Here is a 19,501-nt window from a genome sequence, read left to right as displayed (position 1 = left end):
TGCGCATCACCGTCCTGCAACAGATGGCGCGAGGCCTGCCTGCGCAGTTCAATGCGGCAGCACCTGCGGCAGTCGCCGTGCTTGAAAGCGTGAGGTGTCATCTCTGGCATGCCTACGTCGGATCGGGCCCTGGCGCTTTTGGAGGATTTTGGCGATGGCTTGATCTCATCAGCGATCCGCCACATGAAGGTAAGCGATGCATCAAGGCACCTTGCAATAGGCCGATGAACATGGAGCTTTCGCGCCATGACATTGGAACATGCAGAAGGCGATGTAGTCGCCGAGATCAGCGGCGCCGCGGCGGCTGAAGATTGTGCAACGATGCCCGGGCGCGCGCGGCGACGGAGGCTGTGGAGTTGCGCGGAGAAGCGCGCGCTGGTCGACCTTGCGAACGCGGCGGGGTCTTCGGTGACCGAGGTCGCGCAAGCGTTCGGCGTAGCTCCTTCGCAGCTCTATGCGTGGCGCAAGCAGATGGCCGGCGGCGAGCTCGATGCCGACCAGGCGATGGCGACCTTCGCACGGATCGAGGTCAACGATCTGCCTGAGGTCGACCGGCCCGCCGCCTATTGCCCGGACCCGGCCGGCAAGCCGAGCGGTGCGCGATTGCGGATCGACGGGACCGTCGATCCGACAGCGCTGAGCATCGTCCTGGCGGAGTTGACCAGGTGATCACGGTGGTGCCGACCGACCAGATTTACTTGTGCTGCGGCGCGACCGATATGCGCCGCGGGATCAATAGCCTCGCGCGGATGGTGCAGCAGGTGCTCGCGCTCAATCCGCACACTGGCGCGATCTTCTGCTTCCGGGGACGCAAGGGTCATATCATAAAAATTTTGGCGCATGACGACCAGGGGTTCTGCATGTTCACAAAGCGACTGACCGATGGCTGTTTTGCCTGGCCAGCCACAAAGGATCAGGTCGCCGTTTCGCTTACCAAGGCGGAGCTTTCGCTGCTTCTAGAAGGGATCGACTGGCGCCGACCGAGCAAGACTTATCGGCCGCGTCTGGCTGGCTAATTTTGCTCGTTTCTTATTGATTTTGTGTCGATTTTGCTTCCGTAACGGAAGTCTTTGGGGTATGTAATTTGGGTGTCGGAACAAGCTCCCTCAACCGCTGATTTCCTCGCCCGGATCGCGCTTCTGTAGGCGGCCGTTTCTGCCCGTGACATCACCATCGCCGAACGCGATGAGCAGCTGCGCAGAGAGCGCGCGGAGGCCGCACTTCGCATCCAGCGCCTGCAGCTGCGGATCGATCGCTTCAACCGCAAGGCCTTCGGACGCTCGTCCGAGAAGCTGGGCCAGATGCTGCTCGAGCTCGAAGATCTCGAGACCGATTTCGCCGCCGGCGTGCCCAATATCGAGCTGCCCATCGTCGCCGACACCGACAAGGTCCGGGTGCTGCCAGTGCGCAAGCTCAACCCCAACCTGCCGCGCAAGCGGATCCTTCGCGAGCCGTCTTGCGCGTGCTGCCCCCTCTGCGCGCCATGGGCGAAGATAGCGACGAGATGCTCGACCTGGTCGTCCAGGCCTGGCAGGTGATCGAGACCGTTCGACCCAAGTACAGCTGCCGGACCTGCGATAAAATCGTTCAGGCGCCGGCACCGGCCAAGGCCATTGCACGCGGCAAGCTCAGCTATGCCGCGCTCGCCCATGGAAGTGGGGTTATCACCTGCCGTGCTACCGTCAGACCCAGATGATGGCCGCCAAGGGCGTCGATATCGAGCGATCCACGCTTGCGCGCAGCGCCGGCTATGCCGCCGCCTTGCTCGATCCGATCTACAACCGCATTCGTGAGATCGGTCGTACCCGCACCAAGTTGCATACCGACGACACGCGGCTTCCGATCCTGGCGCCCGGCACCGGCAAGACGCACAAGGGCGCGCTCTGGGTTTACGTCGCCGACGACCGCAACTCGGGTTCGCAGGAGCCGCCGATCGCCTGGTATCGCGCCACCATGGGCCGCGCCGGCGAGAGCGTGATGAGCGAGCTCGCCGGATTTGCCGGCACACTCCAGGCCGACGGATTCAGTGGCTACAACCAGATCTACAAAGGCGGCGCCATTCGGGAAGCTGCCTGCCTGGCCCATCTGCGTCGCAAGATATTCGACGTTCACGACAGTCAGCCGACCGAGCTCAGCACGACGGCCATGGCCGGTATCCAGGCGATCTACCGGATCGAGGAAGAGATACGGGGGCTCCCGCCCGCCGAGCGATTGGCCGCACGACGAAGACGGACCCGACCCCTGGTTCGGGCGCTGCGACGACAGCTCACGCGCCAGGCCAACGGTTTGTCGCGCCATGCCGATATCGCGAAGGCCTTCGCTTATGGCACCAAGCGATGGCGCGCGTTCAATCGCTTCCTCTACGACGGCAAGCTCGAGCCAGACAACCTGATTGCGGAGCGGGCGATTCGTGGATTTACGGTCGGCGGGCGCAATTGGGTTTTCTCGGGCAACTTCACCGCGGCCGAGCGATCCGCGGTCGTGCTCAGCATCATCGAGACCTGCAAGCTCTGCAGCGTCGATGCCGAAGCCTACATGGCCGATGTCATCGAGCGCATCCAGAACGACTGGCCAGCCTCGCGCTGGGATGAGCTGATGCCATGGAACTGGGTGCGCCGCCAAGAGATGCCGCTCCCCTTGGCGGCATGAGCGCGATCGACGACATGGCGCTGTCGGATGAGGCGCTCGAGGCCTGGATGGCCGCCAAGACCAACCCCCGCCCGCTGGTGCGGACCATGTCGGCGCTGGATGGGTTCGTAACGGCGGCGGTCACCGGGCCGCGGTTCGCGGACCCGCAAGACTGGATGTGCCCGGTCATGGGATTGCCGCGGGACATCCTGGCCAAAGGCTCTGCAACCGATCACGCCGTGTCTGCCAGCATGGCCAGGATCCACAACCGGATCAACGAGACGCTCTTCGACAGACCGCAGGATTATGCGCCCCGGTTCGCCACCAAATCCAGCGGCGGCGTCGACCCACGGCCGTGGTGCCAGGGGTTCTACGCGGCCATGAATCTCAACATCAAAAAATGGAAATCGCTCCTCGACCTCAACAACCCCAACCACGGCCTGCTGCTGCCGATCCTGATCTACTGCGTCGACAAAAAGGGAAGGCCTGTCCTCGGCAAGCCCAGGCCGGGGCCCGAGACCGCGCGCCTCATCGAGCACGAGGCGTACAAAGATATCGCCCTCGTCATTCCCGCCCTCCGCGAACTCCACTACGTCACCCACTACGACCCCGAGTGATCGCCGGCGCACCAACCAACGAGCGACCTAATCAACCATCAAGACGATTCAGGAAAGGCGCCTTGGTGCAACGCTTACCATGAAGTGCGCAAGCTGCGCCGATATCTGGAAGAGTTCAGCCGCTATGTCGCTATGTCGACAGCAATGCCGATCTCATGCCCAAACGCCGAACGCCATCGCTGTGGCGAGGTCGTCTCGACCGCGTTCGTGGAATCGACGGTTAATCGAGTGATCGGGAGCGGGAGGCGATGACACCCCTGGCACCTTGCTTTAAGAATTCGGCCTAATGCCCCGCGCTCGCCATTTTTCTGCCACCAATGGCCTGCTCGAGCCACCCGATCTCCATTGCCGGCACCGACGACAGGAGCAGGTCCGTGTAGTCATCAAACGGCGGCGTTAGCACCTTGCTTTTGGAACCGTAGCGCACCACCTCGCCGCGATACATGACCGCAATGGAGTCGGCGATCGACTTCACCGTCGCGATGTCGTGTGTGATGAAGAGGTAGGCGACCCGTTCGATCTGCTGAAGATTAAGCAAAAGCTTCAGAATGCCATTTGCCACCAGAGGATCGAGAGCCGAGGTCACCTCGTCGCAGATAATGAGTTTCGGCTTACCGGCCAGCGCTCGGGCGATACACACTCGCTGCTTCTGGCCGCCCGAAAGCTCGGCCGGATAGCGGTTGATGAAGCCCTGACCCATCTCGATCTCTTCGAGCAGTTCTTTCACACGATTGTCGCGTTCGGCACCCCTAAGACCAAAATAGAAAGTCAGCGGCCGGCCGATGATGGTGCCGACGGTCTGGCGGGGGTTCATTGCCACATCGGCCATCTGGTAGATCATCTGCAGCTGGCGCAGATCTTCCTTCGGCCGGTCGGCAAGCCGGTTGGCAAGTGGCCTGCCGTCGAAGGTGACGGTGCCTTCTACGGGCGGTAGAAGCCCGGTGATCGCGCGCGCCAGTGTCGATTTTCCGGAGCCGGATTCGCCGACGACGGCCAAGGTCTGGCCCGGATAGATTTCGACCGAGATGTCCCTCAGCACCTTGACGTTGCCACCCCCGTACGCGGCGGTGATATTCTTCACCGACAGAAACGGCGTTGCGCCAGGCTTCTCCTCAGCGTGCTCGATCTCGTGCACGGAGACCAGGGCGCGCGTATAATCTTGGCGCGGTTCCTTGATGATCTGTCGCGTGTCGCCACATTCGACCAGCCGGCCGTGGCGCAATACCATGATCTCGTCGGAGACCTGGGCGACGACGGCAAGGTCATGGGTGATATAGAGTGCTGCCACGCCGGTGTCGCGTATGGCATCCTTGATCGCCGCCAGCACGTCGATCTGCGTCGTCACGTCGAGCGCGGTGGTCGGCTCGTCGAAGACGATCAGGTCGGGCTCCGAACACAGCGCCATGGCCGTCATCACGCGCTGCAACTGGCCGCCGGAAACCTGGTGCGGAAACCGTTCGCCGATGGTTTCTGGGTTCGGCAAGCTGAGCTTCTTGAATAGTGCCACGGCGCGCTTCTCGGCCTCCGTCCGCGTCGCCATCCCGTGCAGAAGTGTGGCTTCCACCACCTGGTCCATCAGGCGGTGCGCCGGGTTGAAGGCGGCAGCCGCCGATTGCGCGACATAGCAGACCTCGCGGCCGCGAAGCTTGCGGAAGCCTTCCTTGCCGCCTTTCATGATGTCGCGGCCATTGAGGATGACCTCGCCACCGGTGATGCGCACGCCGCCGCGGCCATAGCCCATGGACGACAAGCCGATGGTCGACTTGCCGGCGCCGGACTCGCCGATCAGGCCGAGCACCTTGCCCTTTTCCAGCGTCAGCGAAACATCGTGGACCAGCACGATGTTCTTCGGCGGCTCGCCGGGCGGGTAGACCGTGGCCTCGATGCGCAAGTTGCGGATGTCGAGGAGCAGGCCAGGCTTCGCTTTGCTGTCGGCCATCACCCGCGTCCTCCCTTCAGGCTCGTCGTACGGTTAAGCACCCAGTCGGCGACGAGATTGACTGAAATCGCCAGCATGGCGATCGCCGCCGCCGGGATCAGCGCCGCCCCGATGCCGAACACGATGCCGTCCTTGTTCTCCTTGACCATGGCGCCCCAGTCGGCATCTGGCGGCTGCACGCCAAGGCCGAGGAAGGAGAGCGTCGACAAAAACAGCACCGCATAGATGAAGCGCAGTCCAAGTTCGGACACCAGCGGCGACAGCGCGTTGGGCAGGATCTCGCGGAAAATGATCCAGCCGCTGCCTTCGCCGCGCAGCTTGGCGGCCTCGACATAGTCCATCACGTTGATGTCCACGGCGACCGCCCGCGACAGCCGGTAGACCCGGGTTGAGTCGAGAATGCCCATGACCAGGATCAGCGTCACCAGGTTGGAGGGCAGCACCGAGAGCACGACCAAGCCCATGATCAGTGTCGGGATCGACATCAGCAGGTCGACGAGGCGCGACAGGAGCGTGTCGAACCAGCCGCCGAACACCGCGGCTGAGAAGCCGAGGATGGCGCCGAGCGAGAACGACAGCGCCGTGGCAAGAACGGCGATGAACAGCGTGATGCGGGCGCCGTAAATCATGCGGGACAACAGATCACGGCCAAGATTGTCGGTGCCAAGCCAGTGCGCCGCAGTCATCGGTTCCCAGACATCGCCGATGATCTCGCCATTGCCGTGCGGAGCGATCAACGGGCCGAAGATCGCCGCCAGGACAAACATGGCCGTCAGCACGATCCCGATCAGCGCCGGGATCGGTATGCGTTTGATGTCGAGCATGCCCGGCGCCTATTTCGGATGTCTGAGGCGCGGATTAGCGACGATCGCCGCAATGTCCGCGATGATGTTGAGGCTGATATAGACGGCGGCGAAGATCAGGCCGACCGCCTGCACCACCGGCACATCACGCTTGGTGACGTGGTCGACTAGATATTGTCCCATGCCCGGATAGACGAAGATCACTTCAACCACCACCACGCCGACGATGAGATAGGCAAGGTTGAGCATGACGACGTTGATGATCGGAGCGATCGCGTTCGGAAAGGCATGCTTGCGGATGACGGCGAAGGCCGACAGGCCCTTCAGCTCGGCCGTCTCGACATAGGCCGACTGCATGACGTTGAGGATCGCCGCGCGGGTCATGCGCATCATGTGCGCCAGCACCACCAGCGTCAGGGCCGTCACAGGCATGGCGATCGCCTGCATGCGCTCGAGGAACGGCATGCCGTCATAGACGGTCGAGATGCCGGGGAAGATCTGCCACTTCACGGCAAAGAAATAGACGAGCACATAGCCAATGAAGAATTCGGGAAACGAGGTCGAGGCGAGCGCCAAGCCGGAGATCAGCTTGTCGACCCAGCCATTGCGGTAGCGCACCGCGATCAGCCCAAGCGTGATGGCCAGCGGAATGGCCACGATCGCGGCCCAGAAGGCCAGAAACAGAGTGTTCCACAGCCGGCCCTTGATAGCGCTGCTGATCCCCTGTCCACTCGTCATCGACGTGCCGAGATCACCGGCGAGCACACCCCCTAGCCAGTGGAAATACCTGACATAGGCAGGCTGGTTGAGCCCGAGCTGCTCGCGCAGATTGGCGAGCGACTCCGGTGTCGCTGACTGTCCGAGAATGGCTTGCGCGACGTCGCCGGGCAGGATCTGGGTGCCGGCGAATATCAGGACCGAGACGGCCAACAGCAGCATGATGCCCAGCGCAATCCGCTGGGCACCAAGTTTCACGATAGAAGAAGACATCTACTGGTTCCTCAACCGGCAATCCAGCACCGTGACAGGGCATAGTATCCTGACAGCTCATAGTTCGGATCGTCGATCCAACCCTCGACCTTTGCGCCGGTCGCATCGATGAACTGATTGAACATCGGGACGATGGTACCGCCTTCCTGATTCACAATTGTGCCCATGTCCGCGTAAATCTTCTTGCGCTTCTCGGGATCCAACTCGGCGCGGGCCTGGTAAAGCATTTTGTCGAACTTGTCGTTCGCGAATTGCGATTCGTTCCAGTCAGCTTTGGAGTAGTAGCCGACGGAATACATCTGATCCTGGGTCGGGCGGCCACCCCAGTAGGAGGCGCAGAAGGGCTGCTTTTGCCAGACTTCTGACCAGTATCCGTCGCCCGGTTCGCGCTTAATCTCCAGCTTGATGCCAGCCTTGGCAGCACTTTGCTGGAACAGCTGTGCGGCATCGACGGCACCGGGGAAGGCGACGTCCGACGTCCTCAGCAGCACGGGGCCGTCATGGCCGGACTTCTTGTAATAGAACTTGGCCTTGTCGGGATCGTATTTGCGCTGCTCAACCTCGGTGAACAGCGGGTAGGCGGCGTTGATCGGGAAGTCGTTGCCGACCGTGCCATAGCCGCGCAGCACTTTGTCCAGCATCTCGTCGCGGTCGATCGCAAACTTCAGAGCCAAGCGCAGGTCGTTGTTGTCGAATGGCGCCGTCTTACAGCGAGCGACAAAGACGTAGTGGCCACGCCCTGACACGTTCCGGATGGTCATGCCAGGTACCCGCTTGATGAGATCGACGAGTTTCGGCTGGACAAAGTTGACGATGTGCACCTGGCCGCTCTGCAAGGCGGACATTCGGGCTGTCGGATCATTGATGACAATGACTTCGACCTGGTCGGCAAAGCCGCGGTCGTCGCGCCAGTAGCCGGCAAACTTTTCGCCGCCGAGACGGACGCCGGGTTCGTTCACGGTAACCTTATAGGGGCCGGTGCCAATCCCTGCGGCCGGGTTGTCCTTGCCGCCATTCGGCTGAATGATCAAGTGGTAGTCATCCATTAGGTAGGGGAGGTCGGCGTTGGGGTCCTTGAGCGTAAAGACCACATTTTGGCCGTCGACAGCAATCTTATCGATGCCCTGCATAATGCCGAGCGCGCCCGACTTTGAATTCTTGTCGGAATGGCGCTCCATAGTGGCAAGCACGTCGGCCGGGGTCATTTCCTTGCCATCGTGGAACTGCACACCCTTGCGGATTTTGAAGGTCCAGACCTTGGCGTCCTTCGACGAGCCCCACTCTTCGGCGAGCGCCGGCTGAAGTCCACCCTTGGGATCGATCTGCACAAGCTGCTCACCCCATGCACGACCGAACGCAATATCTACCGAGGTCGAAAAGTGTGCCGTGTCGAGAGTGTCGGTAGCCGCTCCGCCCTGCAGGCCAGCCTTAAGTGTTCGGCCCTTGACCGGTTGCGCGGCGCGCGCTGCATTGGAAAGCAGCGAGTTGGCGAAAGGTGCGCTAAGACCGAGCGCAGCGGCACGCCCAAGAAAATCACGACGGGATAGTCTTCCCGATACAACCTGTTGGCCTAGATGACGGATTTCATTTGTCATGGTACTTCCCCTTTTTTACGCCATTGCGGCTATTTATCTTAGTGTGCTTTTCATCAACCTGTATGACGGCCTATATACCGGTATGATACTTCTGGTGCTGCGCTGATCTAAAATCCCGTTCGGTGGAATTGCAGCTGAGCAAGGTTCGAGAGCCTGAGCGGATCGGCGCGCCGAATGTCATTGCGGTAAGATTTGTCACGCGGCCGCATAAGTGAGCTGACAGAGGGTTGTGATGTCGTAGACCGGCAATCCGGTGCTTCGTCGGATGGCCGGAGAGACCAGGGGGAACAATGTACATTCGAACAGGACCGCCTGGATGTCAGCGTGTTTCGATCGTAAGCCCTTCAGGCAAGCCGAGACTTCCTCTTCAATAGTGGAAGGATCGGTATACGGCGGCGGGCGCTGCATCTCGTTTTGCCACATAACACCACCTTCGATACCGCCGATCACAACGCGCTCCCGATCAGCCGAATCTTGAACGGCGAGCATCTTGTCATCGAGGCAGCTCGAATCAGCCGCAATCACCGCAATTCGTGCGGGAGCAGGAAACTGCCTCAGGAGCAATGGAAGCAGTACGAGACTTGTGGCCGCCACGGGGACTTTAACTGCCGCAGCGACAGCGGCTTGGTGACGGACCGAGTAACCACAGTTGGCGCTGATCGCCACAGCTCCTCGAGCAACGAGGCGACGAGCGGCAGCAATGTAGGCTGGCTCCAGCGCTGGGTCACCCTGAATGACGTTGTCGGCCCAAGCTCCCTCAACGGTCTCTGCGATGACTGGAAAAGGAAGCCTCTCCTTAAAAGCTTCGATGGCCTCGTCCGACGCAGACTCGCCGGCGAGTGCTCCTCTTTCAAGATTGAGAATACCAAGGGAACGGGGGAGCGACAATTCAGAGCCTCACAAATTGATCTGCCTCAGCTAAGACTATGACGCAACGCTCAGCCCGCTTTGCGCCAAAGATGCCGGATGCATGAAATGAATGACGCACAAAGTTAGATGCATTTGAAATGTGTTCTCCGCAGGTGGCGCTACCAGGAGCGGTTGCAAGTACGACCCGGAGGGGATACCGCGCTAGACGACCGCTAGCCGATGCCGCGCGTTTGCGCTCCATGGGCGCCAGTTGAAGCAATACCGGGTCAAGGCTTACCCAGCAGCACTCAGCCCTGCCAGCGGGTGCGACCTATCTGAGAGAATGAGTGATGCAGCCAGAGTCTGGCCGCAGTGCATGCTCAAGCTAGAGACTGGCAGCTTGCCGCGCTCTTCGTTTGAAGCTTGGGTGGGTGGGCCGAAGCGAACCCGCGCGGTTGGGAAGCAGCCGAGGGGCCGCAGAACGCTCCGCCACGCCCACGTGAGCACCGGTCCGCAAAGAGGCTGACGCCTAGCCGGCTGCGGCCTAGTATCCAAGGTCAAGATCTATCTTCCAAGTAAGTGGCTTGTTGTTGGAAAACTGAACCAGACTCTCCACGCATCGATCGATGTTTCCATCAAGAACACCGTCCGCATTCACGGCCTGATCGCCTGAGGCTATGACGTTTGGAAGCCGCTGTATCCCGGTTCTTGACGGGGCTGGAAAATGGTACGTCGCAGGATACGCATTTTTATAGTTCCACCAGACATCCGCACCATAGCCAAAGATCTTGCCGGCCTGCAGCGCATCATAAAGAGGTTTCTCCTGGATGAGATTGCCACGTGCGACGTTCACTAAGACAACACCATGTTTCATCGCTGCAATCTCGGCGGCGCCAATGAAAGCCTCTGTTTTTTTTGTGATTGGCGTCGACAGTACTACGTAATCACTCTGCGCCAGCACATGATGCAACTTGTCGATTCCGAACACCTCATCCGCTACGCCGGCTCCAAGCTCCGGATGAAGACGAACTCCCAATATCTTCATATCGAAGGCTTTGGCACGCTTGGCGATAGCCGACCCGATCTGCCCCAGGCCGATTATTCCGACAGTTCGATCATTCAGCATGGCCGACCGCGTCTCGTTGGCAAAAACCCGCAGGGGGTCGCCATTGACGACAGCTTGGTGCTTAAAAAGCAATCGCTTGGCCAAACCCAGCAAAATCGCCATGGCCTGCTCTGCCACCGGAATACTGTTGGCTCCACGTAGATTGGTGACCTGGACACCGAGCGTTTTAAGGCGAGCGAGGTCAAGCTCGTCGCAACCCGTATGCATCCAACATATCAATTTCAGCTTCTTGGCGATGTCCAGTGCACCGTCGGGCATGACCCATCCAACGAAGCAATCTGCGTCACTGATGTCATTTGAAATCGACTCGAGTGTCAGATCGAACCGAGAAAGGTGAGGTTCAGGACGGGGGCCTACAACGGTGGCTCCAGGAACCGCCGTTCGAAACCGAGCCAGCTCGGCATCGGTCGCGTGCCATCCAACAAGTATCTTCATTACAACGCCCCGGCTTGTCGTTAGTTGATTACTGCAGGATCATGGAGTAAATGGCCGCGTCCAATTGACCAAAACTTCAGACGACATGAAACGTATCGTGCACAAGTGGCAGGGGTTTGCAATGAGGCCCTCCAAAATGCCGTGTTGCCTAGCTGGTGCTGGGGCGTCTGGTCGGCCCCGGCCGGTTAACCCCGCCAACACCAAGCGTAGCCTCTACGACGTTGGCCCAATAGGCCACCCCATACGGGATTGCTGCGTCGTCAAAATCGTAACCGGCATTATGCACCGCAGCCGAAGGACCATTTCCGATGAAGATGAGGGCCCCTGGGCGCGCCTGCAACATGTAAGCGAAATCCTCGGCGCCCATGACCGGCTTCAACTTCGCGTCTACTGCGGTCGCGCCGGTGCCTCCCGCCGCACGAATGGCAAGGGCGGTGGCTGCGGTGTCGTTCACAGTGGCTGGAACCGATCGGCGGTAGCGGTAAGAAATGTCGCCTCCGAAAGCTTGTGCGATTTTCCGAGCCGTCGTCTCCAACTGGGTCTCAGCGAAGTCGCGCAGGACAGCGGCCAACGCGCGGACTGTTCCTGCAAGTTCGACTTCGTCGGCAATCACATTATAAGCATTCGAAGCGCGGAGTTTCGTGACGGAGATCACCAGCGACTCGATTGGATCGGTGCTGCGCGACACTAGAGCCTGCAGGCCAATAATGACCTGAGCGGCGATAACGACGGGATCAACTGTCAAGTGCGGGGCTGCAGCGTGCCCGCCGCGACCCTGTACAACGATGTCAAAATCATCCTGGGAGGCCATCATAGGGCCTGCGCAAATGGCGAACTTACCGATATCGATCCCTGGCCAGTTGTGCATGCCGAAGACCTGGGAGATTTGAAAACGGTCTAAAAAACCGTCCTCGACCATCTTTAACCCGCCCGAGGGCAATTCGACCTCCTCGGCCGGCTGGAAGATAAGCGCGACGGTGCCCCTGAAATCCCGTTTCCCAGCGAGGTACTTCGCAGCACCAAGCAGCATCGACGTGTGGCCGTCATGACCGCAGGCGTGCATCTTCCCGGGGGTCTTCGAGGCCCAATCCTTTCCCGGCGTTTCATGGATCGGCAATGCGTCCATATCGGCACGCAGGCCGATAGTCGGTCCTTCGCCACCCTCACCCTGGATCAAAGCGACGATGCCGGTGCCGGCTATGCCAGTTTCAATGTGGTTGATCCCAAATGACGCCAGCTTGTCCGCAACAAACCGTGCCGTCTCGTGCACGGCAAAGTCGAGTTCGGGGTTTTGATGAAGATGCCGGCGCCAGGCTGTGACCTCGTCGGCCAGGTGATAAAACTCGTCGACTGAGTGCATGCTGGCTCCCTTCAGCAAAGTCTGGCGCCCATCATATGGCGCTGGTTTGTACCATGTGCAGAATGCCCTAAGCGTTTGAAATGGTTTGGGCGAAATTTGCGTCCCTGTGAAATGAACCGTCGCATTTCCGCGACGATTGCAATAGTGACACCTTTTAAGTGGGGTAACGTTTCATCGAGCGTCAGATCCTGCAACGAGCGTTTCGGATCGCTTTGCGCAATCGTGGATTCGCCTCTAGGGTATTAAAATGATGGATGACCTTGACCGGCGCATACTTGGAGCCCTGCAAAAGAACAACCGGTTGTCGTTCGCCGAGTTAGCTGACCTGGTGGGATCCTCAGCTGCCTCATGCATGCGCCGCGTGAATAAGTTACGGGCCGACGGTGTTATCACCGCTGATATCTCCCTGGTGGACCCCAAAGCGCTCGGGAAGTCTCTGACGGTGGTCGTAACGGTGGAGCTCGATCGTGAGCGTCTGGATCTTGTCGACGACTTCAAGCGAGCGATGAGGGCGGCGAAAGAAGTTACTCAATGCTATATGGTGACAGGTGATGCTGACTTCGTTCTTATTGTAGGAGTGGAAGACGTCGAGGACTTTGACGTTTTTGTGAAAACCAAGCTCTATACAAATCCCAATGTCCGCAAATTCAAGAGCATGATTGCGTTGGACCGGGTAAAGTTTGAGCCACGGGTGCTAGTGTAAGCCCCAGCGTTTCCCTCACTTCCATCCACTTTTTGAAGCGTTCATTGCGGCGGAGCCGCTACTTTGATCGCAATCAATCCATCGAAGTCTGCGATTTAATTGTTCCGGCGGCCGTACCAAAGGCGGCCACGCCCGGTGTGCTGCTGGTCTGGAGCCGCAGCGGCGGCGATGCGCTTATGCGAGATTGCAAGAATTGGAGGACTCAGGAATGACAATTGCTGCAGCCGAACCTGCAACGACGCTCCCAGCCATAGAAAAACGGCACCAGGATCAACGGCAGTATCCTCACGGCGTGGCCTTCATGGATGGTCAGTACCTGCCGATGTCCGAAGCCAAGGTATCCGTTCTGGACTGGGGCTTTCTGCATTCCGATGCCACCTACGATACCGTCCATGTCTGGGACGGGAGGTTCTTCAGGCTGGACTTGCACCTGGACCGGTTCTTCCGCGGAATGGAAAAGCTGCGCATGAAGCTTCCCTACAACCGCAGTGAGATCGAAAAGATCCTTTCGACTTGTGTGGCGCTGTCCGGGCACAAATCGGCCTATGTCGAGATGATCTGCACGCGCGGTGGCTCGCCCACCTTTAGCCGGGACCCGCGCGAGTCGGAGAATAGGTTCATTGCGTTCGCTGTGCCTTTCGGGTCGGTTGCCAACAAGGAGCAGCTCGAGCGCGGCCTGCATGTCGCCATCAGCAACACCGTTCGGATCCCGCCCAAGTCGGTCGATCCGACTATCAAGAACTATCACTGGCTCGATTTGGTGAAGGGCCTGTTCGATGCGTACGACTACGGTGCCGAAACTGCGTTGATCGTCGACGTCAATGACAACATTGCCGAGGGGCCCGGCTTCAACGTTTTCACCGTGAAGGATGGCCACTTGAAGACACCGGCTTATGGCGTCCTTGCGGGCATTACCAGGCAAACCGTATTTGATCTGTGCGACGAACTGGGCCTATCCGTCAGCGCCGGCGACATTGATCGCAACGAGCTGAAGGGCGCCGATGAGGTTTTCATCACGTCTACAGCAGGCGGGATCATGCCGGTGTCCAAGATTGACGAGACCATTATAGGCGACGGCAAGGTTGGCGCTCTGACGCGCCAGCTGACGGCCTTGTATTGGGAGAAGCATGCTGATCCCGCATGGTCGACCGCGGCAAATTACGCATAGTACCGCAATATATTACCGAGAGGTCCTCCCCAGTGCGGGGAGGGCGGTGCTGCCGTGAGTCTGCCGATGACCGACGCCTTCATTTCTCATCTCTCGAATGAGCTCGCCGGTCTGAAGTCTGCCGGCCTCTACAAATCCGAACAGGTCATATCCTCGATGCAGTCAGCCGAGATCGAGGTCGGCGGGCAGAAGGTGCTCAATTTCTGCGCCAACAACTATCTCGGCCTCGCCGACAGCGCCGACCTGCGCGCGGCGGCCAGCCAGGCGCTCGACCGTTATGGCTACGGCATGGCCTCGGTGCGCTTCATCTGCGGCACTCAGGAAGAGCACAAGCAGCTCGAGGCGACGATTTCATCCTTCCTCGGCCTGGAGGACACCATCCTCTACGGCTCCTGCTTCGACGCCAATGGCGGCCTGTTCGAGACGCTGCTCGGCGAGGAGGACGCTATCATCTCGGACGCGCTGAACCATGCCTCGATCATCGACGGGGTCAGGCTGTCGAAGGCCAAGCGCTTCCGCTATGCCAACAACGACATGGCCGATCTCGAGGCGCGGCTGAAGGAGGCGAAGGATTGCCGCTTCCGGCTGATCGCGACGGACGGCGTGTTCTCGATGGACGGCATCATCGCCAACCTCAAGGGCGTCTGCGACCTTGCCGACAAATACGACGCCCTGGTCATGGTCGACGACAGCCATGCGGTCGGCTTCGTCGGTAAGAATGGCCGCGGCTCGGCCGAGCATTGCGGCGTCGAGGGCAGGGTGGACATCATCACCGGCACCCTCGGCAAGGCGCTCGGCGGCGCTTCCGGCGGCTACACGTCGGGCAAGAGCCAGGTAGTCGACTGGCTGCGCCAGCGCTCGCGCCCCTATCTCTTCTCCAACACGCTGATGCCGGCAATCGCCGGCGCCTCGATCAAAGTGTTCGACCTGATCCGCCATGGCGACGCGCTGCGCCAGCGCCTATATGCCAACGCAGAACGCTTTCGGTCTCAGATGGGCAAGTTGGGTTTCACGCTGGCCGGCGCCGATCACCCGATCATCCCGGTGATGCTGGGCGATGCCACGCTGGCGCAAGAAATGGCGGCGCGCATGCTGAAGCGCGGCATCTATGTCATCGGCTTTTCATTCCCTGTCGTACCGAAAGGCCAGGCGCGCATCCGCACGCAGATGTCGGCGGCGCATTCCTGCACCGACATCGACCGCGCGGTCGAGGCGTTTGCGGAGGTAGCAAGGGAACTTTCGATTATATGACCCGCGGTCTCTAATACCGGCCGCAAATAGGAGGTTCGGGCGAGAGCCTTCTACCCCATCAGCCTATCTGGGCTAGCTGCTTCGGCGCCCGAAGGGTAAGCAGTTGGGCCTTTCCTTCAGTGACCACGACTGTTTCCTCATGCAGGACGATTTTACCGGGCTCGTACTCCAAGGCAGGCTCAATGCAGAGCACCATGCCTGGCTGCAACACCGTATTGTCCTCCAGTCGAATGGACGGCGGTTCGGTCAGCCGGAGCCCAAGCCCGTGGCCCATGCGCCCGTTGCTGTTGAGATCCGTCCCACCGGAAGAAAGCGCCTTGGCCATCTGTTCAAACACATATCCGGCCGTAACCCCTGCTGTTACTGTTTGAAGCCCAACCTCGTGCGCTTCCCACACCTTGTCGTGAGCATACCGCAGGGCATCCGTAGCCCTGCCAACCTGGTAGTTGCGATCGTAGTCGCAGAAATACCCGTCGAAGGTCGTGCCCGTGTCAATGAAGAGCAGATCGCCATCAGCGATTGGCCGGTCCCTTGGACCGCCCGTAATCTCGAAAGGCCCGCCGACGTCGGATCTGCAAATGAGGGTCGGGATAGCGCCGGCGCCGCCCATATTGAGGCGACCGCGGAATTCCCGAAGGATCGTACGTTCAGTATCGCCGATTATAACGAAATCGGGCACTTGGGCGTATACGGCGCCCGCGATGTCGACAGCCTTTTTGATTTTACTGACCTCGGCCGCGCTCTTGATCATGCGGAGCTGCCAAATGAGGCTTGCGCCATCGACAATCTCGACGCTTTTCAGGTCACCGATGATCGCATTCAATTGCGTTACCGGCATTCCCAGTCGCAGTTCGAAACCAAGCTCAGCTCCGACCCGTCCGTGTCGCTGGGGCAGGTCGGATATCGCAGAGACAACAAGAGAGGTGCCTTCGTCTTCGGGCCGAGGCGACGGCCAGGATCTGATTTCCGTGATCCACGTCTTCTCGATAATAGCCCTTCCAATTTCGGGAATGATCGCAAGGGGCGCCCCGATAGCAGGCACTAATACAAACCAAGGTCGGGTGTAACTCTCCCAGAATGTGGAATCGACACCGATGAAGTACCGGATATTGTCCATTGAAGTGAGCAACAAGCCGTCCAGGCGATGTTGACCCATCAACCGCTGAGCCCTGGCGACACGCTCTTCGAACTCAGACGGCGCAAATCCGTAGGAGGCTTGCTGATCCATTCGATAATCCTGTCTATCCAAACGTTCTGGACCCTGGCGGCTGCATCTGCCCACCATCCTAACGGCGCTCAGCGCACGAAAGATGCCAAAATCGCGCCGGCGGCGCAGACGCTATTTCAAATGTGCCTGATCGCTCGCCAGATTTGCGTCTCTCGCCCGACGAGCACGAGGCGCTTCGAGTGGGTGGCCTCAATCAGGCCGCCTGAGCATTCAAACCGCCTATCTCGATTGCTTCCACGGCCACTGCTTCATCGTTGTCGGATGTATCTCCGGTAATCCCTACCGCACCAAGCAACCGACCGGCCTGGTCTCGCACTAGGACGCCCCCGGGGACGGGAACAATCTTGCCGCCTGGTATAGTGGTCAGGCCGGCTACAAAGTGAGGTCGGTCGGCTGATGCTTTGTCGAGCCAGCGCGAACCGAAACCGACGGCCAAAGCTCCGTAAGCCTTGCCGAATGCAATTTCAAAGCGGAGCATTGAAGCCCCGTCCTGCTTCTGAAACGCGACCAAGTGGCCGCCAGCATCCAGGACCGCAACGCTCAATGCCTTAAGACCCTTCCCGCTTGCTGTAGAGCAAGCCCGATTAATGATGGAATTGGCAACTTCCAATGTCAGCTTGGTCATATTGGATTTTCCCTTGAGCTTGTTAGCTGGGCGTCTTCTATTCTTCTATGCCGCGATACGAGCATCGACCGGAAGATCGGCAGCCACAACCGTGGCCAGCATGGCCGATGTTGCAGCAGAAAGCGTCCACCCTAGATGCCCGTGTCCCGTATTGTAGAAGACACCCGGAACCCGGCCTTTGCCGACCCGGGGCATCATGTTCGGCATCATGGGTCGCAGCCCTGCCCACGGCACAACGTGTTCAGTTACCACTTTCGGGAACATCATCCGGGTCCAGTCGATCAAAGGTCTGATGCGATCTTCACGGATGTCGAAATTGACGCCGTTGAACTCCGCGGTACCTGCCACGCGCAGGCGCGCTGCGCCGAGGCGGCTGGTCACGATTTTCGCGCGGTCGTCCAGAATGCTTACCCAAGGCGCCGAGGAATCTGCCGTAGACCCCTCCAACTCCACCGTAATTGAATAGCCTTTCACCGGATAAATATTGATGCGATCCCCGAACATCGCAGCGATATCGCGGCTATTTGTTCCCGCACATACTACAATGCCATCGGCCACCAGCGTCAGATCGGCGCCATCAGTTGTGCAAACGAGGTTAAAGCGATCCCGGCGTTCAATCCGGATCACCGCAGCGTCATAGATGAATTGGGCGCCGCGCTTTGTGCAGGCCTTCGCCAAACCCGCGCAATATTTGTGGATGTCGCCGGTCGAATCCGACGGGGTGTAAAACCCTCCATAAAAATTGCCATGCAAGGCGGGTTCAATCCCGGCAAATTCGCCGGGCGTCACCGATCGCCGGTCGAGGCCGCCCTCGTTCAGCATCTCATTCACTTTCAACGCATGGTCGAAGCCGGTTTTATCCCAGTAAACATGCAGGATACCGCGACGGACGTGATCAAAGTCGATGCCTTCACGGTCAGCGATCTCGAAGAGGTACTTACGGGCCGCGATAGCCAGGCGGGTCGTTTCAATCGTGTTCTCGCGATATCGCGAAATATTGGATACGAATTCCATCAGCCAGCTGTACTTGTGCCACGACGGGGTAGGGTTCATGAGGAGCGGTGCGTCCCGCCGAAGCATCCACTTGATGCCCTTGAGGACGGTTGACCAGTGATTCCAGACTTCGGCATTGCTCGCGGACAGCTGGCCGCCGTTGGCGAACGACGTTTCCATCGCGGCATAGCGGCGCCGCTCGACCACAGTGACGTCGTAGCCTTGCTCCAACAAAGCATAGGCCGTCGACACACCGGCAATTCCGGCGCCAATTACAATGATTTTGGGCATTCTGAACTCCGAACACTACAATGGGGTGCGAGACTGGCCCGCGGCGAATCCCCAAATCTGTCTCGGGTACCTGAGAGCTTAACCGGACTTGCCGGCTTTCCCCTTCGGTGGACGCTCGAGGCGTCTCTCTCCAGATCGTTCGGCGGTGCGGTCACTTTTGCCTGAGAGTTTCCTTGGGGGGTTGCTCCGTCGGCGTCGGCAGATGCCGATCTCTCCCGTCCAGCCTTTGAACACTACCAGCTATACGGTCATAGAGCATACCGTTGGTCGCCATTTCGATATCAGTGCTGAAATGTACGGATCATTTTGCCGGTGTTTTTGACCGATATGGCCCAACGTGCCCGATTTCCGGCCAATGTACGGAAAAGTCATTTACCGGACATTGGCGATTGGCGCAAAGCCTCTTCGGAAATGTATTCCCAGACTTTCCAGTACTTGCGCTACCTGATGTCCCTTTTTCGTTTCCTCTAACGTGACCTTGAGATGCGGTCCTTCGGCGCCACCGTGGCTTCTAATCGCCTCCAACACGCGCAAGGGCAAATAGGCCTCTGTGCCGTCTGAGGCTTTGACGAACCCAAACCTCTTGCTTGCGTTGAACCACTTCACCTGGGCGTCGACTGGTGCCGCGACCGCCGGCGGTGGCCGCTGAAAGAAGCTGGGCACGATAGACTTTTCCGGAAAGAAAACGGCTCGTCGTCATCTCGATGCCGCCGCGGCTTGCGATGGTCTTTGTACCTGCTCATGTTCTCTCGGCTGACGTAGGAGGGAGGCGTTGCGCCCTTATGAATAAGGTGGGACGGCCGGCCGATCAACAATCGGAGTTGTTTTCGCGGCGGCGTTCCTACCGGCGAAATGTCGTCGCATCCATCGCCACATTCGTCGCGCCGAAATTGCCGCCCC

The 19,501-nt window shown here is 59.5% G+C and carries 19 protein-coding genes and 1 riboswitch; of the genes, 9 read left to right on the top strand and 10 right to left on the bottom strand.

Translation table 11 applies throughout. The features are described from left to right. The first annotated feature begins 246 nt into the window (after positions 1 to 246). The 6 genes from C7I87_RS31440 (at position 247) to C7I87_RS31425 (ending at position 3,245) form a co-directional block, all read left to right on the top strand. Positions 247 to 669, top strand: a complete 423-nt coding sequence (locus C7I87_RS31440) for a transposase (RefSeq protein ID WP_149907854.1) — start codon at positions 247 to 249, stop codon at positions 667 to 669. Then, on the top strand, positions 666 to 1,016 hold the full coding sequence (gene tnpB, locus C7I87_RS31435; RefSeq protein ID WP_127405583.1) for an IS66 family insertion sequence element accessory protein TnpB: 351 nt from the start codon (positions 666 to 668) through the stop codon (positions 1,014 to 1,016). Before C7I87_RS31440 ends, tnpB begins: the two co-directional genes overlap by 4 nt. 150 nt (positions 1,017 to 1,166) lie before the next feature. After that, positions 1,167 to 1,538: a transposase gene (locus C7I87_RS35665; RefSeq protein WP_210250679.1), complete on the top strand. Its 372-nt coding sequence runs from the start codon at positions 1,167 to 1,169 to the stop codon at positions 1,536 to 1,538. Next, positions 1,484 to 1,696 carry an IS66 family transposase zinc-finger binding domain-containing protein gene (locus C7I87_RS35660; RefSeq protein WP_306440524.1) on the top strand — a complete coding sequence of 71 codons (213 nt, stop codon included), beginning with the start codon at positions 1,484 to 1,486 and terminating at the stop codon, positions 1,694 to 1,696. Before C7I87_RS35665 ends, C7I87_RS35660 begins: the two co-directional genes overlap by 55 nt. Continuing rightward, the gene (locus C7I87_RS35655) at positions 1,693 to 2,649 is read left to right on the top strand and encodes an IS66 family transposase (protein ID WP_210250676.1); all 957 of its coding nucleotides are present in this window, start codon (positions 1,693 to 1,695) and stop codon (positions 2,647 to 2,649) included. Before C7I87_RS35660 ends, C7I87_RS35655 begins: the two co-directional genes overlap by 4 nt. After that, positions 2,601 to 3,245 carry a UPF0149 family protein gene (locus C7I87_RS31425; RefSeq protein ID WP_246696470.1) on the top strand — a complete coding sequence of 215 codons (645 nt, stop codon included), beginning with the start codon at positions 2,601 to 2,603 and terminating at the stop codon, positions 3,243 to 3,245. Before C7I87_RS35655 ends, C7I87_RS31425 begins: the two co-directional genes overlap by 49 nt. Positions 3,246 to 3,528: 283 nt before the next feature. Here the strand turns inward: C7I87_RS31425 and C7I87_RS31420 are convergent, their stop codons facing one another. From C7I87_RS31420 to C7I87_RS31390, 7 genes are all read right to left on the bottom strand, one after another. Then, positions 3,529 to 5,184 carry an ABC transporter ATP-binding protein gene (locus C7I87_RS31420; RefSeq protein WP_149907853.1) on the bottom strand — a complete coding sequence of 552 codons (1,656 nt, stop codon included), beginning with the start codon at positions 5,182 to 5,184 and terminating at the stop codon, positions 3,529 to 3,531. Further along, on the bottom strand, positions 5,184 to 6,008 hold the full coding sequence (locus C7I87_RS31415) for an ABC transporter permease (protein WP_149907852.1): 825 nt from the start codon (positions 6,006 to 6,008) through the stop codon (positions 5,184 to 5,186). The genes C7I87_RS31420 and C7I87_RS31415 overlap by 1 nt, the downstream gene beginning before the upstream one ends. A 9-nt stretch (positions 6,009 to 6,017) precedes the next feature. Further along, positions 6,018 to 6,977, bottom strand: coding sequence for an ABC transporter permease (locus tag C7I87_RS31410; RefSeq protein WP_149907851.1), 960 nt, complete (start codon positions 6,975 to 6,977; stop codon positions 6,018 to 6,020). An 11-nt stretch (positions 6,978 to 6,988) separates the two neighbouring features. After that, a complete protein-coding gene (locus C7I87_RS31405) occupies positions 6,989 to 8,572 on the bottom strand; it encodes an ABC transporter substrate-binding protein (protein WP_149907850.1) in 1,584 nt (527 codons plus the stop codon). Between the two features lie 195 nt (positions 8,573 to 8,767). After that, positions 8,768 to 9,460, bottom strand: a complete 693-nt coding sequence (locus tag C7I87_RS35435; protein ID WP_188394065.1) for an aspartate/glutamate racemase family protein — start codon at positions 9,458 to 9,460, stop codon at positions 8,768 to 8,770. Between the two features lie 505 nt (positions 9,461 to 9,965). Further along, positions 9,966 to 10,982 carry a 2-hydroxyacid dehydrogenase gene (locus C7I87_RS31395; protein ID WP_149907849.1) on the bottom strand — a complete coding sequence of 339 codons (1,017 nt, stop codon included), beginning with the start codon at positions 10,980 to 10,982 and terminating at the stop codon, positions 9,966 to 9,968. Between the two features lie 148 nt (positions 10,983 to 11,130). Next, positions 11,131 to 12,342 (bottom strand): M20 aminoacylase family protein, encoded by a 1,212-nt coding sequence (locus C7I87_RS31390; RefSeq protein WP_149907848.1) that lies wholly within the window; start codon positions 12,340 to 12,342, stop codon positions 11,131 to 11,133. 247 nt (positions 12,343 to 12,589) lie between these two features. Here C7I87_RS31390 and C7I87_RS31385 point away from each other — a divergent pair, with 247 nt between their 5' ends. From C7I87_RS31385 to C7I87_RS31375, 3 genes are all read left to right on the top strand, one after another. Continuing rightward, the gene (locus C7I87_RS31385; RefSeq protein WP_149907847.1) at positions 12,590 to 13,045 is read left to right on the top strand and encodes an Lrp/AsnC family transcriptional regulator; all 456 of its coding nucleotides are present in this window, start codon (positions 12,590 to 12,592) and stop codon (positions 13,043 to 13,045) included. Between the two features lie 208 nt (positions 13,046 to 13,253). After that, complete coding sequence (locus tag C7I87_RS31380) at positions 13,254 to 14,213, top strand: aminotransferase class IV (protein ID WP_246696468.1); 960 nt, start codon at positions 13,254 to 13,256, stop codon at positions 14,211 to 14,213. A 66-nt stretch (positions 14,214 to 14,279) separates the two neighbouring features. Further along, entirely contained in the window at positions 14,280 to 15,464 is a 1,185-nt protein-coding gene (locus C7I87_RS31375; protein WP_149907846.1) for a glycine C-acetyltransferase, read from the top strand. A 58-nt stretch (positions 15,465 to 15,522) separates the two neighbouring features. Here the strand turns inward: C7I87_RS31375 and C7I87_RS31370 are convergent, their stop codons facing one another. The 3 genes from C7I87_RS31370 to C7I87_RS31360 form a co-directional block, all read right to left on the bottom strand. After that, on the bottom strand, positions 15,523 to 16,692 hold the full coding sequence (locus C7I87_RS31370) for a M24 family metallopeptidase (RefSeq protein ID WP_149907845.1): 1,170 nt from the start codon (positions 16,690 to 16,692) through the stop codon (positions 15,523 to 15,525). A 193-nt stretch (positions 16,693 to 16,885) separates the two neighbouring features. Continuing rightward, positions 16,886 to 17,317 carry a GlcG/HbpS family heme-binding protein gene (locus C7I87_RS31365; protein WP_149907844.1) on the bottom strand — a complete coding sequence of 144 codons (432 nt, stop codon included), beginning with the start codon at positions 17,315 to 17,317 and terminating at the stop codon, positions 16,886 to 16,888. A 45-nt stretch (positions 17,318 to 17,362) separates the two neighbouring features. Continuing rightward, positions 17,363 to 18,601 (bottom strand): D-amino acid dehydrogenase, encoded by a 1,239-nt coding sequence (locus tag C7I87_RS31360; protein ID WP_149907843.1) that lies wholly within the window; start codon positions 18,599 to 18,601, stop codon positions 17,363 to 17,365. A gap of 138 nt (positions 18,602 to 18,739) precedes the next feature. After that, positions 18,740 to 18,829: riboswitch (glycine riboswitch) on the bottom strand. Between the last annotated feature and the right edge of the window lie 672 nt (positions 18,830 to 19,501).

This window comes from Mesorhizobium sp. SARCC-RB16n, from assembly GCF_008520305.1.
GTDB lineage: Bacteria > Pseudomonadota > Alphaproteobacteria > Rhizobiales > Rhizobiaceae > Mesorhizobium.
The sequence above is the reverse complement of the archived record's forward strand: the minus strand, read 5'-3'. Positions and strand labels throughout refer to the sequence as shown.